Genomic DNA, 15,508 nt, shown 5'->3' with positions numbered 1-15,508 from the left:
CTTCTTTCAATAAAGCGAAAACGCCTAATATTAAGGGGGCGAAGCTAACTCCTGATGAGGAATCGTATTATTGTTAACCGTTTTGGAATTGTCTGATACATATTGCATTTCTGCATGGGATAGCCGAATAAAGTGTTCTACGGCTTTTGCTATCTCTTCCATTGGAATGTTATTCACGTTTGTAGGATCGGATAAACAGACCGCGCTATCTGACAGAGGGCCCCAGCGTTCAAGTATTGTAACTGCATAAAGAGCAATGAGCTTTTTGTTTAAGCAGGCAGCAAAGTGACACGTTCCCCCATCTCCGACCAGTACGACATCTGCACTGTTGAGTAATGATAAAAAGCTATTTAAGTCAGGCGTCTCATAGATATGGGAGTCCATATCAAGAGACTGATGTAACTCTATTGCTCGATTCTTATCTTGGCCGAGGTAGGAGATAATAACGCTAAATGGAACGTTTTTATAAACACCGTTGGCTAAGCTAGCCAGCGTAGAGACCGCAAGCGAACAGGCTGCTCTATTATTGGATACGGATAAGAACAGATAAGGCGATGACTGCGTCAGCTTTTCATTCGTGTGTTTATCAAGTTGAATTTTTGGATAAAGATCGGAAGGTAGAGATTTAATTTCAGGGTTAAGTATTCTTAAACAATTAAGCGCCTGATGCCCTTGCTTAAATTGTTCTTGAGGTCTTGGCTGATTAATAAATCGAGAGTGCCAGCTTTTTTCATCGACAATAGCAAACCTATGCCTGCCACCTAGTAACGCTAAAAACAGATTATTGAGTTTCATTGGTGATGTTTTGACAGAAATAACCATATCAAAATTTTCTGAACGGTATTTTAATGCAGTTTTAATCAGCGCCAGATACTTATTCCCTCCGTCAATAACGACCGTTTTCATATGGCGAAAGAAGAACGGTACAAGGGAATGGTTACGTTTATCAACAAACAGCGTTATCTCTGCGTTTGGATAACAATTTTCGAGATGCTTAATCAGAGGGACGGTACAGATAAAATCACCGAATCCATTCCTTCTTATGACTGCAATTTTTTTTATGTTTTCTGAGTTCATTACCAGTCCATAGTAAATTTAAATATTCATTAAAATCGTGATAACGCCTTTTTTATTTATTGCTTACAGACCAAGATATCAACGCTTAAGTTCTATACAAATATACTCGCATCTAATTATCCTCAATGTCTGTAGCTATCTCAATAATTAATTCCTCTTTTATTGCGCCCGTTGTTATCGCGTTTAGCTATTTGTATAAATCTTACCTATAACGGCCAATATGAACGCAAAAACCGCATCAACACGCTATATTCTGCGGGCCGGATCCGCTAGAATCACCGGCCTGTGACTAAATTTTGTCAACCTATAACGACGTAACGGTAAACGCGAAATCATGTTTGAAATAAATCCGGTAAAAAACCAGATTCAGGACCTGTCTGAACGGACTGCGGTTCTGAGGGGGTATCTTTGACTATGATGCCAAGAAAGAACGCTTAGAAGAAGTAAACGCCGAGCTTGAACAGCCTGATGTCTGGAATGAGCCAGAGCGCGCTCAGGCCCTTGGTAAAGAACGTTCTTCCCTTGAAGCCATTGTAGAAACTATCGATCAGATGGAACAAGGTTTAGACGACGTTTCCGGTCTGCTTGAGCTTGCCGTCGAAGAAGAAGACGAAGACACCTTCAATGAAACCGTTGAAGAGCTGAAAGGGCTTGAAGCCAAGCTGGCTCAGCTGGAATTCCGTCGTATGTTCTCCGGCGAGTACGATAGCGCAGATTGCTATATTGATATCCAGGCGGGTTCGGGCGGAACTGAAGCTCAGGATTGGGCCAGCATGTTAGTTCGTATGTATCTGCGCTGGGCGGAAGATAAAGGCTTCAAAACCGAGATGATTGAAGAATCTGACGGTGATGTAGCCGGTACTAAGTCCGCCACCATCAAAGTGATGGGCGATTACGCGTTTGGCTGGTTACGTACCGAAACCGGCGTTCATCGTCTGGTGCGTAAAAGCCCGTTTGATTCAGGTGGCCGTCGCCACACGTCATTTAGCTCTGCCTTTGTTTATCCTGAAGTGGATGAGGATATTGATATTGATATCAATCCGGCAGACCTGCGCATTGACGTTTACCGCGCTTCCGGTGCGGGTGGGCAGCACGTTAATAAAACTGAATCCGCCGTGCGTATTACCCATATGCCAACCAATATTGTCGTTCAGTGCCAGAACGATCGCTCTCAGCATAAAAATAAAGATCAGGCCATGCGGCAGCTGAAAGCCAAGCTGTATGAGTATGAGATGCAAAAGAAAAATGCTGATAAACAGGTATTGGAAGACAACAAGTCTGACATCGGCTGGGGCAGTCAGATTCGCTCTTACGTACTGGATGACTCTCGGATTAAAGATTTACGTACCGGCGTTGAAACCCGGAATACTCAGGCCGTATTAGACGGCGATCTGGATAAATTTATTGAAGCAAGCTTAAAAGCTGGGCTATAAAAAGGGTAAAGCAGAAATGTCTGAGCAACCGAAAGAACATGATTTAATTGAATCGGCAGCGGAGTTGAACAATGAGCTACAGGCTCGTCGTGAAAAATTAGTCGCGCTGCGTGAGCAAGGTAATCCTTTCCCGAACGATTTTCGTCGGGATGTCACCTCTGACAAACTGCACGGTCAGTACGGTGAGAAAGATAACGAAGAGCTTGAGGCTTTAGGGCTTGAAGTTGCGATCGCCGGTCGGATGATGACCCGTCGTATTATGGGTAAGGCCTCATTTGCCACGCTGCAAGACGTTGGTGGCCGCATCCAGATTTACGTTTCCCGTGATGATTTACCGCAAGACGCTTATAACGAGCAGTTTAAAAAATGGGATCTCGGCGACATCATCTCTGCCCGCGGTCGCCTGTTTAAGACTAAAACCGGTGAATTATCGGTTCACTGTCATGAAGTTCGTCTATTAACCAAAGCCATGCGCCCGCTGCCGGATAAATTCCACGGCCTAGCCGATCAGGAAACCCGCTATCGCCAGCGTTATTTAGATCTGATCACCAACGATGACTCTCGCCGTACGTTTGTTATCCGTTCTAAAATTATGGCCGCTATTCGTAACTTTATGGATCAGCGTGACTTTATGGAAGTCGAAACGCCGATGATGCAGGTCATTCCCGGCGGCGCTGCGGCTCGTCCGTTTGTAACTCATCATAATGCGTTAGATATTGATATGTATCTGCGTATTGCTCCAGAGCTTTATTTAAAGCGTTTGGTTGTTGGCGGTTTTGAGCGCGTATTTGAGATTAACCGTAACTTTCGTAACGAAGGCGTTTCTCCGCGTCACAATCCTGAATTTACCATGATCGAACTTTATATGGCCTATGCCGACTATAGAGATCTGATCGCGCTGACAGAAGATCTGTTCCGTACCCTGACTCAAGACGTTCTGGGTTCATCGACCGTGGTATACGGTGAGCAGACCTTTGATTTTGGTAAGCCTTTTACCAAAATGACCATGAAAGAAGCTATCTGTCACTACCGCCCGGAAACTAACGTTGCGGATTTAGACGATATGGATAAGGCGAAAGCGATTGCCCAGTCGATTGGTATTAAAATCGAGAAGAGCTGGGGCTTAGGCCGTATTCAGTGCGAAATTTTTGAAGAGACCGCTGAGAGCCACTTGATTCAGCCAACCTTTATTACTGAATATCCGGCAGAGGTTTCACCGCTGGCTCGCCGTAATGATGATAATCCGTTTATCACCGACCGCTTTGAGTTCTTTATTGGCGGGCGCGAAATTGGCAACGGCTTCTCTGAGCTGAATGATGCTGAAGATCAGGCTGAGCGCTTTAATGAACAGGTGAATCAGAAAGAGGCCGGTGATGATGAAGCGATGTTCTATGACGAAGATTACATTACCGCTCTGGAACACGGTTTACCGCCGACTGCCGGTTTGGGCATTGGTATTGACCGCATGGTGATGCTGTTTACTAACAGCCATACTATCCGCGATGTGATCCTGTTCCCGGCGATGCGCCCGGTTAAATAGGTCGTTGCTGAGATATAAAAAGGGGCAGTGATAAAATCACCGCCCCTTTTTTTAATCGTTAGGCCTATTGGCTTTTTCTATTTTGATAGCAAGTAATGGGCAGCTGTCATAGCTGTCGGACAGAATTGATAATATTATAAATGATTGTTATTTATATTTAGCGTTGCTAAATATAATTTTAATGATTAGTTAAATATTATTTAAGGTCAGGCTTCCTCTATATTTAATATCGGAAAATAATTAATTACTAATAGTTGTAATAGCCTATGTTTATGATAGGTTTTTACTATCTGCAATATAATTTCAGACTGCTATACTCAATGCAGTCAAAGAATGGCGTTAACGCTAAATAGCAATGAGGACATACACAATGAGTACAGTTAAATCATTAAAAAGCAAACAGTCTAAATTAGCATTTACCCGTAATGATGTAGATGAAAGCGTAAAGCTTTCTTCCATTAAAGCGCTGAATTATATGGTAGCTCAGTTTGCCGATTTAGCGTTGATTACCAAGCAAGCCCACTGGAATATGAAGGGCACCAATTTTATCAGCGTACATGAAATGATCGATGGCTTCCGTACCGCACTGTTAATCCATCAGGATACTTTTGCAGAACGCGTTGTTCAGTTTGGCGGTACCGCAATGGGTACGCTACAGGCTGTTGCAGTGACGACCACACTGAAGGCTTATCCAACCGATATATACAGCGTTCAGGATCATTTAGTCGCTCTGGCCGATCGCTATGCGGTAGTGGCTAACGAGTTGCGTAAAGCTATCGTTGAAGCAGAAGATGACGACGTTGCAGACATGTTTACCGCCGCGTCCCGTGACCTAGATAAATTCTTATGGTTTATTGAAGCCCAGTTAGCCTGATATTTATTTTTAAAATAGAATCAAAGCCCTCCGGTAGCAATATCGGGGGGCTTTTTTATTAGCAATGATAATTAGCGTTATTATTCTTCACGAAATGAATCAAATGCTAATTAAAATGATATTTATTAATTTTGAATCCTGCGCTATTTGTATTAGTAATATTCCTGCGTTTTATTTGCGGACCACACTTACAGCCAACTAAATTAGTGGTCGCATCTTTCTATGGCGGCCTTTTTTTATGTCTGAAGATTAGGTTTTTGGCTGACCGAACTATGCTTAGCAGGTAGTTAAGCTACTTTTGCTGGCGTAGCGATAGTAGCAAAAGCCAAAGGAGACCTCCGAATGAATTCCATCGGTAATCCCCTACTATGGGGCAGTTTTGCCGTTATCGTTGTTGTTATGCTGCTTATCGATCTGCTTGGTCAGGGAAAAAAGCAGGGCGGGGCAATGTCATTTCGTCAGGCGGCCGTTTGGTCGGCCGTGTGGATTAGCCTATCTCTATTGTTTAACTTAGGCCTATGGTGGTATCTCAACGGTAGCGTTGGATCAGAGGTTGCAGACGCTCAGGCCTTGGCCTTCCTTACCGGCTATTTGATCGAAAAAGCGTTGGCTGTAGACAATGTGTTTGTCTGGCTGATGCTGTTTAGCTATTTCTCTGTGCCGGTCGTCCTGCAGCGTCGGGTTTTGGTTTATGGCGTATTAGGCGCAGTTGTTCTGCGTGCGTTGATGATTTTCGGCGGTAGTTGGCTGATTGTTGAGTTTGAGTGGGTATTGTACGTGTTCGGCGCATTCTTACTCTTTACCGGTCTGAAAATGGCGTTGGTCAAGGATGATGAGCGCGACATCGGCGATAGGCCGCTTATTAAGTGGATCCGTGGTCATATTCGTATCACGGACCGTATGGACGGTGAGCGCTTTTTCGTTCGCCAGAATGGTCTGTTGTTCGCGACTCCGCTGTTTTTAGTATTGATACTGGTCGAAGTCAGCGATGTGATTTTTGCCGTTGACAGTATTCCCGCCATCTTTGCCGTTACTACCGATCCATTTATCGTTCTGACCTCTAACCTGTTTGCTATTTTAGGGCTCAGGGCGATGTATTTCTTACTGGTCAACGTGGCCGATCGTTTCTCCCTGCTCAAATATGGTCTGGCGGTGATCCTGATCTTCATTGGTATTAAAATGCTGATTGTCGATTTCTATCATATTCCGGTGGCTATCTCACTGGGTACGGTGGGCAGCATTTTAGCCATTACGCTGGGGATTAATCTCTGGGTTAACCATCAGGCGGACAAGAAGGCCGGGAAGGCGTGATTTTTACCGTACTTACCCAGTAAAAAAGCCATGAGGTTTTAACGCCTCATGGCTTTTTTGTCTCTGCTATTGCCTGAATTACTGGCGATAGGCGCGACGAACCTGATGGATGATGTTGGTAAAGGCTTCGGCTTCATCCTGATCTTCATGTTCTGAAATCAGTTTTTCCATTCTCAGGATAACTTTACCCGAATCAGCCTGACCCATGGCTTTCAGCATCAGCGTCATTATAGCTTTAAGGCAAGTGATCTCTTTCGCCATTTCTTCCTGCGTAGAGGACGTTGAGAAATCGATATTGTTCATAGTGTGTCCTGTCGGTATCTATGAGATTAAATTTGATAATATGGTAGCAAAGTATTTATCAATAAGAGAGCCTCTCTTCACTTAAAAATGTTGAAAGTCGCTTAAACAAGATAGATAATCATTCTCATTATTGTTTTGTGAGCGCATTATTTTATGTCATCAGCCCTTAAGGCATTAAAAAAACTGCGTAAAAAAGCGCTTAAGCACGAAAGCAAAAATAAGACTGGCGATCGTGCTTTGCAGCAACTTTCTCGCCCCGCCGTTTTACCCATTCACCACCATCTCCCTGCTAAGCCAGTGGCCAATGACTCCGTATGGCGAGAGCTGTCTCAGGACGTTTTCAGCTCAATCCTGGGGGAGGTTTCTAAGCCATTAAGGCCCCTGCTTGATTGGTTTAATCATTCCGGTAGTACGGGTTTGGTTAGTAACAGAGTTCAGGCTAAATCCAATAGTTCAACGTCACGGCCGTTTTCCGGCAGCGTGCGCATTGCAACTCAACCCGTTCAGACTGCGGCAGCTTTGCATTTGCCGTTTAAATCGCCACCCTGTGAGCGTTGCCCGGCCAAAATGGGCGGCGTTTGTCAGTGTGCTGCCAAGCGATTTGGCACACGATCGTTAAAGTAGATCAACAAAGCCCCGGCTTTTTGGCCGGGGCTTTGTTGTGGCTTAGCCACGCTAACCGCATTAACTAGACTAATTAAATTAACTACAGCATCTTGCGAATCACGTAGTGCAGGATTCCGCCATTCTGGTAGTAGGTCAGTTCATTGCCGGTATCAATACGGCAAAGCGCATTAATGATTTCATGATGGCCATCGGCATAGGTGATAGTGACCGGAATATGTTGCCCCGGCTTAATATAGGCCAGCCCGGTAACGGAAATTTGCTCATCGCCGGTCAGCTCTAGCACTTTGCGGTTGCTACCCGCCGGGAACTCCAGCGGTAGAATTCCCATACCGATCAGGTTTGAACGATGGATGCGTTCGAATGATTCAGCAATCACCACTCTTACCCCCAACAGCATGGGGCCTTTTGCCGCCCAGTCGCGGCTGGAGCCGGATCCATACTCTTTACCCACGATTACCGCCAGCGGAACGGCATCCTGCTGGTAGCGCATCGCCGCATCGTAAATCGGTAAAATATCCTGAGATGGAATATGGCGGGTGATACCGCCTTCCATGCCGGATACCATTTCGTTACGAATGCGGATATTGGCGAAGGTACCCCGCATCATGACTTCATGATTTCCCCGGCGGGAGCCGTAAGAGTTGAAGTCTTGCTGATCGATACCGCGGCTGCTCAGATAAAGCCCAGCCGGGCTGCCCGCTTTGATATTACCGGCCGGAGATATGTGGTCAGTGGTCACTGAGTCACCAAGAATGGCCAGAATACGCGCGCCGTGGATATCCTGAACCGCATCAGGTTCCGCCTCCATGGTAGTAAAGAACGGAGGGTGGCGGATATAGGTCGAGTCCTCCTCCCAGCGATAGGTTTGCGACTCGTCCACTCTGATAGATTGCCACTCTTTATCGCCGTTAAACACTTCGGCGTACTCTTTATGGAACATATCTGCGTTAACGCCCTCTACCGCTTTGGCAATTTCCTGAGCGGAAGGCCAGATATCTTTCAGGAAAACCGGCGCCCCGGTTCGATCGTGGCCCAGCGGATCCAGAGTCAGGTCGGTTCGCATATTACCGGCCAGTGCGTAAGCGACCACTAACGGCGGAGAAGCCAGCCAGTTGGTTTTTATCAGCGGATGAATACGGCCTTCAAAGTTTCGGTTGCCTGACAGCACGGCTCCTACGGTTAAATCCCCTTGCTTAATCGCCGCTTCAATCGGAGCCAACAGTGGCCCGGAGTTACCGATGCAGGTTGTACAACCGTAGCCGACCAGATTAAAGCCAAGCGCTTCAAGGTAAGGTGTCAAACCGGCTGCGTCTAAATAGTCTGTAACGACTTTAGAACCCGGTGCCAGAGACGATTTGACCCACGGCTGGCGCTGTAAGCCTTTCTCAACGGCCTTTTTAGCCAGCAGGCCAGCGGCAATCATCACGCTCGGGTTGGAGGTGTTGGTACAAGAGGTGATGGCGGCAATGGCAACCATACCCTGTCGCAGAATGAGCGGCTTTCCATCCAGAAGCAGGGGAACGCTATCGGTATAAGGCTGAGTTGAGGTGATATCCAAACTAATCGCGTCCTCAAAGGCCTGTTTAACTTTGGATAAAGTCACCCTGTCCTGAGGGCGTTTAGGCCCGGCCAGGCTGGCTCCCACTGAAGAAAGATCGAGAGAAAGTGAACTGGTAAATACCGGTTCATCGCCGGGATCTCGCCACAAACCCTGCGCTTTGCAGTAGGCTTCGACTAGGTCAATCTGCTCCTGACTGCGGCCGGTCAGCGCCATATAGCGCAAGGTCTCTTCATCGACCGGGAAGAAACCGCAGGTAGCGCCGAATTCCGGCGACATATTGGCAATCGTTGCCCGATCGGCCAGCGGTAAGCGGGCCAGACCGTCACCATAAAACTCAACAAATTTTCCCACCACGCCGTGTTCACGCAGCATTTGAGTTACCGTCAGTACCAAGTCGGTGGCGGTAATGCCTTCGTTAAGCTGGCCGGTAAGCTTAAACCCGACGACGTCGGGGATTAGCATCGATACCGGCTGCCCCAGCATTGCGGCTTCGGCTTCAATACCGCCGACGCCCCAGCCGAGAATGCCTAAGCCGTTAATCATGGTGGTATGAGAGTCAGTACCTACTAACGTATCGGGATAGACCCAGTTTTGGCCATCTTTCTCTTCATGCCATACGGTTTGGCCTAAGTATTCCAGATTCACCTGATGACAAATGCCGGTGCCGGGTGGCACCACGCGAAAACGGCTGAAGGCTTTTTGTCCCCAGCGCAGAAAGGCGTAACGCTCGTGGTTGCGTTCCATTTCTAAGCTTACGTTTTCGCCAAAAGCTTTAGCGCTGGCATAGTTATCTACGGTGACCGAGTGGTCGATAACCAAGTCGGCCGGCGATAGCGGGTTAACCTTAGAGGCATCGCCACCCAACCGCAGGACCGCCTCCCGCATGGCGGCCAGATCGACAATCGCGGGTACGCCGGTGAAGTCCTGCATCAGTACCCGCGTCGGGCGGTAGGCAATTTCCCGATCCGCATGGCCGGATTTCAGCCAATCAACCAACGCGGTGAGATCGGATTCCTGAACCGTATCGCCGTCAATAAAACGCAGTAGGTTTTCCAGCAGAACCTTTAGTGATTTCGGCAAGCGTCGAATATCGCCCAGCTGTTCTGAGGCTTTAGGCAGGCTGTAGTAGTGAAATTCTTTATGTGACACAGTCAGTCGGGCAAGGCTCTGTTCACGTAGATTTGATGACATAGCTCCTCCGTTGATTATTCCAAATTTCCGGTATCCGCCGGATTATTTATATTGTCCTATTTAAAGATAACACAAAATATTGACAACAATTTGTTAACATTTGTAAAGGCAGGATATTCAGGCCGGAGATAATCAAAGTTGTGATGTAATCGGTTTTTCCGGCGCTAACGCGCTGTTTTTTTTCGCCCTGACGGTTAAACCACATAATAAAACTTCGGCATAGATCAACTCGGTTATCACTAATGGTAGTATAATGGTATTCCTTTGGCTGAGCGCTTGCACCCTAGCTCTGTGACACATTTTCTCCGGTGGCCTGACTAACATGAATGATGCCCATTCCACACTGATTCAACAGCTATGTACCCGATTTTCGCAGACCAACGACAATACTCCGCTATACGTGAAGTTTGCCGAAACGGTCAAACAGGCAGTGCGTATCGGCGTGTTGCATCAGGGAAATGTGCTGCCCGGCGAACGTGAATTAAGCCAGCAAACCGGCGTTTCGCGCATTACCGTACGAAAAGCGATGGAGTTACTCGATCGGGAAGGGGTAGTGATTCGCTCTCAGGGCTACGGCACTCAAATCAGCGATAGGTTTGAGTATTCCCTCAAAGAAGCCAAAGGCTTTTCACAGCAGGTGGTTCTGAGAGGCAAGAAGCCCGATACGCTGTGGGTAAATAAAAGCGTGGTGAGGTGCTCCGAAGAGGTAGCGGCTCAGCTTAAAATCCCGACAAACAGCGACGTATTTATGCTAAAGCGGATCCGTTACGTAGACAATCAGCCGGTTTCGATTGAAGAATCTTACGTACCGGTTGCGTTGATTAAAGATGCGGACGATATTGGCCTGTCGCTGTATGACTATTTTCGCAGCCAGAATATTTTTCCCCAGCGTACTAAAAGTAAAGTCAGCGCCCGTATGCCGGATGCTGACTTTCAGTCGCACATTAAGCTAGAAGACTCCGTGCCGGTACTGGTGATAAAACAGGTCGCCTTTGACCATCAGAACATTCCGGTCGAGTACAGCATTAATCAGTGCCGGAGCGATATGTACGTGTTCGTATCGGAAGAGTAACCGTTGTTTTAACCTGCCAACGGTTTATCCGAGATTAGTACTGTGCTAAATACCCGATCAGCTGCCGTTGGTACGGCGCGCAATCTCCGCCTCTGTGGCTAACAACGTACGATGCCACGGCATTTCCCAGAGTAACCGCATCGGCCAGCGGCCAGCCGGAAGCCAGCCCCGCCAGCACGCCGCCCGCGTGGCTGTCGCCAGCGCCGATGGTGTCTACCACGGTGGCTGAGAACGGCGCTACCCAGCCTGAAGTCAGGCCGTCATGATAATAAGCGCCTTCTTTATCTACCCGAATAATTAACGGGCTGGCATAGCGTTGGAACCAGTCTTCAGCCAGCATTTCGGTATTCAGCTTTGCGTCAGGCGAGCCTGATAGGGTTGAAACGATATACTCCGCTTCCTGACGATTCAGAGAAACTATCGGCCTGCGGGCCATCAGGCGCGAAAGCTGTGCTGCCGATAGATCTGAAATTCGTGGGCCAAAGTCGATAAATATCTCAATGCTTTGTGGCAGCGATTCCATCCATGAGATCAGCACTTCACCGCCGGACGATGAGAGCTGATAGCCGGAAAGATAAACCAGCGTATTGGGCTGAAGGCTGAGGCTATCCAGCGTTTGGCGATCCCATTGGTTTTCTACTCCGCTGATCGACAGGAAGGTACGCTCTCCGTCGGGCTCAACCAGCGCCAGGCACCAGCCGTTATCGCCTTTATCGGTTTCAATGGCCGATACAATGCCATTTTCTGCCAACGTTTTCCTGATGATATCCGCCCAAATTCCCTGACCCATCGGCAGGGCGTTGAGGGATTCCATACCCAAGCGGTGCAGAGCGATGGCAATATTTAGCGCACAGCCGCCGATATTAACGCCCTGCTGGTGAAGCTCTATATCGCTGCCGCGATGAGGCAGCGAGTAGGCATCGGCGATTACGTCGATAACTGCGGCGCCGACCACGCAGACCGGGCGACGGTTAGCCAGTGAGGGCAGTTTGCTAATCAGTTCAGTCGTTGTCATAGGCCGTTTCCTTCCGTTCCCGCAGTTTTACAAATGACCTGCTGTAATGGGTGAAATCAAGCTGATTAACCCGATCCAACTGCTGTTTTAGCTGGCTGTCGATACCGTCAATACCCCGTAGCGCTCCGCAGATAGCGGTCGCCATTGCGCCGATAGTATCGGTATCTCCGCCTAGGTTAGCGCAAAGTATCGCACAGCGGTTGGGGTCGGTTCCGGCCAGTTCAACCATGGCGATAGCGGCAGGAACCGATTCAATGGTGCTGGTTCCGGCACCGATCAGCTGGTAAATTTGCTCCATGCCCTGTTCTGTACCCGTAGCGTTTCTGGCGGTATGAAGCGCCAGCTCTATGCGGGCAGCCATCGAGGCGCTGAAGGTGGTTACGTGCTTTTCCTGAGCGGCTTTTGCAACGGCCGGTAGCTGATCGCAAATCTGTTCCCAGCCTATGCCGTCAATCGCTTTTGATATCGCCCAGGCGATAGCAACGGCTCCGGCGATGGCAACGTCTGATTTGTGCGTTGGGCTGGAGGCTAGGGCAACCTGAGCAATAAAATCATCCAGCGAACGGGTTGGCAGCAGGCAGCCCAACGGCGAAACCCGCATTGCCGCACCGTTAGTGACGCCGTTGTTTTCCAGCTCGGAGATGGGGGTTCCTTGCTTAATGGCGTTCAGCGCAATTTTTGACGTCGGGCCAAGCACATTTTTGTTGAACGCGTCGAAGCCTTCGGCCCAGCTCATAATATTACGGCCAATAACTTGCGGTTCAATTTCACCGTCGCACTCAATGATGGCATCGGCCAGCGCCAGTGCCATTGAGGTATCGTCGGTAAATTCAGCGGTGTTAAAGTAGCAGGCCGCATTATTTTCTTTCGGCCCCGGTAGAAAACGGTCTATCCAGCCAAAGTATGATTTGACCCGAGAACGGGGCCATAGCTCTGATGGCATTCCCATCGCATCGCCTAAAGTCTGGCCATAGAAAGCGCCTAAAATACGGTTCTCTTTGTTCATCATAAATCCTTAGTTACTGACCGGCTACTGCGCCTCTGGCTGCCAGATAACGGCAGCTCAGGGCGGATAAATAGGTAGTGCAATGGGTTAATCAGGCTTCAACCGGCTTAACGCTGTCTTTTGGCACTTCAATTTCTTTGATCTCACCGTCAGACTCTTTAAACATCAGTATAAAGATGATGGTAATCACCACAATCATCGCCGCGCCGAACCCCCACATGCCGGCCCAGTTAAAGGTCTGGCCGTTGACAGGCTCCGGGTTAGCAAACATCTGTTCCATCATCTCGCCGCCAAGCCGATAGCCCAACAGGCTACCAAAGCCCTGACAGCAAAGGGTGATGAGGCCTTGAGCCGCGGTTCTCATATGGATTGGCGTTTTTTTATCGACATAGATATAGGCGGTAACGTAATAGAAATCGTAGCTAACGCCGTGTAATAAAATGCCTAAGAACAGCAGGCCATAGGTGAAGATATGATCTGCTCCGCCGTAAATAAAGAACCCGTAACGGATAGCGGCAGTCACTAAGCCCAGTAGCAATACCTTTTTAATACCAAAACGCTTGGTGAAGAAGGGTAAGGCCAGCATAAAGAAAATTTCAGAGAACTGTCCCAGCGTCATCCAGCCGGTAGCGTTTTTCATACCCACTTCGGTCAGATACCCATTGGCAAAGATGTAATAGAACGCTAGCGGCATAGCAAACAGGAATGAACAAACGAAAAACACCAGGAAGTTACGGTCTTTCAACAGTACGATGGCGTCGAGGCCCAGCATCACTTTTACGCTCATTTTACCGGTGCCTTTCGGCGGTGTATTTGGCAGCATAAGAGCAAATACGCCCAGCAGCGCAGAGCTGCCAGCGGTAATTAGCAGCGGTAAATTGGTGGCAGAAATATCGCTGAAGCCCAGCATGGTTGGTAAGAAACCGCAGGCAATTCCGGAAGCAATCCAGCCAATGGTTCCCATTACCCGAATACGAGGAAAGTCGCGCTCGACGTCTCCTACGTTAGAGAATGCGATGCTGTTGGTTAATGCAATGGTTGGCATATAGGTTAGGGCATAGGCTAGCAGCAGTGGGAAGAAGGTACTGAACTGAGTCTGCTGAGCTGCGAGGAACATTAAAACGGCTCCGGCAAACATCAGCACCGCCAGCACTTTTTGAGCGGCAAAGAACCGGTCAGTAATCGATCCCACCAAAATCGGGGAGACGATCGCGGCAATGGCGGTACAGGCGTAAGACCAGGCTATTTGAGACGGGGTAAATCCGCTTCCGCTCAGGAAGAGCCATAGTGGAACAAACCAGGCTCCCCATATAAACCATTCAATGAACATCATGAATGAGAGTTTTGCTGTTGTTTTATTCATGTTTCATTCCTTTCATGATAGTGGTAAAGGGGTGTTAAGGTACGAGATGACAATACCACTTAATAATACCTTTGCAATACCACTCGGTGAGTTCTTTGAGCTGGTTAACATTGTTTAAAGCCAGAGAGCGGCCAATAGCGCAAAATTAGGATGCCGCCAACTCTTTAACTGAAATCTCAATACTGGCCTCGCTTGAGGATTTGACAGATTTAATTCACTTTTTCAGTCATACTCTTTCCGTTATTATCGCTAACCAGTAATAAGAATAAGAAATAAGTTTATTTAATTGATAAAGTTGCTGCATGAATGAAAAATGGATACTGCAATTTTTCGAACAACAGTTTTATTCCCTGTTTCAGATAAGAAGGATACTCACTAGTGATATTACGTTGTTTATTCGCACTTTCTCTCTGTTTTTGTGCCAGCCTGTCTTTTGCCCAAACGGATTGGAAAGAGATTAACTTCTTGCCTCAGTACGCTGGCGCTTTGCGTTCGGCCAACGGTTTCAGCGGAATGATTGTTGCGACGTCTAATTCTGAATGGAACGAAAATTGGACCATATCGCCTGACAGCGTGCCCGATTTGTATCTTTCTAACAGCGTGGGCACCGGTGAAAATATTTACGTGCTGGTCTTCTTTTCAAATCCGACGTTGAATGAAAATAAGGCGGCGGATATCGCCTGTGATTTGCAGCTTATTAGGCCCGATGGCAGTGAGTCGTTTAGTAAGAAAGACGTGGTTTGTTTTAAGGGCCTGACGGTCGGTGGTGTAACGGATTTCTCTATGGTTATCCCAGTTATTGACTTTACCAGTGAAGAGAGCGATCTGAAAGGTATCTGGCGGGTTAAAATGACCCTGAAAGATAAGCTCGGTAAGCAGCGTTTGCCGCTGGTGGCAAGCTTTACTAATGAATAAACGTTTAGCGCTGAGAGTCTAGCCAGACGATAACTCAAGACATTTACGCCGGAATAAAATTAAACGGCGTAGTCAAAAAAACACCTCCAACGACGGTAATGCCAGTCAGTTAAGCAACTGACTGGCTTTTTTGTTCCTAGCTTTGCCATATTTATGCGGCCTTTCCTTCACCACTCTCGGAAAGGCCCTTTCTCTTCGTACCGGCAGCTTCACCATTTTT

At 47.8% G+C, this 15,508-nt stretch carries 14 protein-coding genes; 7 read left to right on the top strand and 7 right to left on the bottom strand.

Annotation, left to right across the window (positions count from 1 at the left end; all coding sequences use genetic code 11):
- Positions 1–30 precede the first annotated feature (30 nt).
- Positions 31–1,077, bottom strand: a complete 1,047-nt coding sequence (locus tag GVI43_RS05630) for a glycosyltransferase family 9 protein (protein ID WP_159565891.1) — start codon at positions 1,075–1,077, stop codon at positions 31–33.
- A 334-nt stretch (positions 1,078–1,411) separates the two neighbouring features.
- Here GVI43_RS05630 and prfB point away from each other — a divergent pair.
- The 4 genes from prfB to GVI43_RS05610 all read left to right on the top strand — a co-directional run bounded on the left by prfB (position 1,412) and on the right by GVI43_RS05610 (position 6,235).
- Positions 1,412–2,510, top strand: a protein-coding gene (gene prfB / locus GVI43_RS05625) for a peptide chain release factor 2 (RefSeq protein ID WP_159565890.1) whose coding sequence is annotated in 2 segments (ribosomal slippage) — positions 1,412–1,486 and positions 1,488–2,510 — 1,098 coding nt in all. Because the reading frame shifts where the segments join, the coding sequence is not laid out codon by codon here.
- Between the two features lie 16 nt (positions 2,511–2,526).
- Positions 2,527–4,050, top strand: coding sequence for a lysine--tRNA ligase (lysS, locus tag GVI43_RS05620; protein WP_159565889.1), 1,524 nt, complete (start codon positions 2,527–2,529; stop codon positions 4,048–4,050).
- Between the two features lie 370 nt (positions 4,051–4,420).
- Complete coding sequence (gene dps / locus GVI43_RS05615; protein ID WP_159565888.1) at positions 4,421–4,924, top strand: DNA starvation/stationary phase protection protein Dps; 504 nt, start codon at positions 4,421–4,423, stop codon at positions 4,922–4,924.
- Positions 4,925–5,266: 342 nt separating this feature from the next.
- The gene (locus tag GVI43_RS05610) at positions 5,267–6,235 is read left to right on the top strand and encodes a TerC family protein (protein ID WP_159565887.1); all 969 of its coding nucleotides are present in this window, start codon (positions 5,267–5,269) and stop codon (positions 6,233–6,235) included.
- 78 nt (positions 6,236–6,313) lie between these two features.
- Here the strand turns inward: GVI43_RS05610 and GVI43_RS05605 are convergent, their stop codons facing one another.
- Positions 6,314–6,538, bottom strand: a complete 225-nt coding sequence (locus GVI43_RS05605) for a DUF2594 family protein (RefSeq protein WP_159565886.1) — start codon at positions 6,536–6,538, stop codon at positions 6,314–6,316.
- Between the two features lie 153 nt (positions 6,539–6,691).
- Between GVI43_RS05605 and GVI43_RS05600 the strand changes: the two genes are divergently transcribed.
- On the top strand, positions 6,692–7,162 hold the full coding sequence (locus tag GVI43_RS05600; protein WP_159565885.1) for a hypothetical protein: 471 nt from the start codon (positions 6,692–6,694) through the stop codon (positions 7,160–7,162).
- A gap of 82 nt (positions 7,163–7,244) precedes the next feature.
- Here GVI43_RS05600 and acnA read toward each other — a convergent pair whose 3' ends face one another.
- Complete coding sequence (acnA, locus tag GVI43_RS05595) at positions 7,245–9,917, bottom strand: aconitate hydratase AcnA (RefSeq protein ID WP_159565884.1); 2,673 nt, start codon at positions 9,915–9,917, stop codon at positions 7,245–7,247.
- Between the two features lie 322 nt (positions 9,918–10,239).
- Here acnA and GVI43_RS05590 point away from each other — a divergent pair, with 322 nt between their 5' ends.
- A complete protein-coding gene (locus GVI43_RS05590; RefSeq protein ID WP_159565883.1) occupies positions 10,240–10,989 on the top strand; it encodes a GntR family transcriptional regulator in 750 nt (249 codons plus the stop codon).
- Positions 10,990–11,023: 34 nt separating this feature from the next.
- On the opposite strand, the gene GVI43_RS05585 is transcribed toward GVI43_RS05590, so the two are convergent.
- The 3 genes from GVI43_RS05585 to GVI43_RS05575 form a co-directional block, all read right to left on the bottom strand.
- On the bottom strand, positions 11,024–12,004 hold the full coding sequence (locus GVI43_RS05585; RefSeq protein ID WP_159565882.1) for a PfkB family carbohydrate kinase: 981 nt from the start codon (positions 12,002–12,004) through the stop codon (positions 11,024–11,026).
- A complete protein-coding gene (locus tag GVI43_RS05580) occupies positions 11,991–13,010 on the bottom strand; it encodes an ADP-ribosylglycohydrolase family protein (RefSeq protein WP_211959070.1) in 1,020 nt (339 codons plus the stop codon). The genes GVI43_RS05585 and GVI43_RS05580 overlap by 14 nt, the downstream gene beginning before the upstream one ends.
- Before the next feature lie 91 nt (positions 13,011–13,101).
- The gene (locus GVI43_RS05575; protein WP_159565880.1) at positions 13,102–14,373 is read right to left on the bottom strand and encodes a nucleoside permease; all 1,272 of its coding nucleotides are present in this window, start codon (positions 14,371–14,373) and stop codon (positions 13,102–13,104) included.
- A 378-nt stretch (positions 14,374–14,751) separates the two neighbouring features.
- Between GVI43_RS05575 and GVI43_RS05570 the strand changes: the two genes are divergently transcribed.
- Positions 14,752–15,288 carry a hypothetical protein gene (locus GVI43_RS05570; protein ID WP_159565879.1) on the top strand — a complete coding sequence of 179 codons (537 nt, stop codon included), beginning with the start codon at positions 14,752–14,754 and terminating at the stop codon, positions 15,286–15,288.
- Positions 15,289–15,393: 105 nt separating this feature from the next.
- Here the strand turns inward: GVI43_RS05570 and GVI43_RS15855 are convergent.
- On the bottom strand, positions 15,394–15,508 hold a 115-nt coding region (locus tag GVI43_RS15855; RefSeq protein WP_246201569.1), incomplete at its 5' end, for a hypothetical protein.

The sequence above is a fragment of the Budvicia diplopodorum genome, assembly GCF_009800925.1.
GTDB classification, from domain to species: domain Bacteria; phylum Pseudomonadota; class Gammaproteobacteria; order Enterobacterales; family Enterobacteriaceae; genus Budvicia; species Budvicia diplopodorum.
Note: the sequence above shows the minus strand (reverse complement) of the source record. Positions and strands in the feature narration are given on the sequence as shown.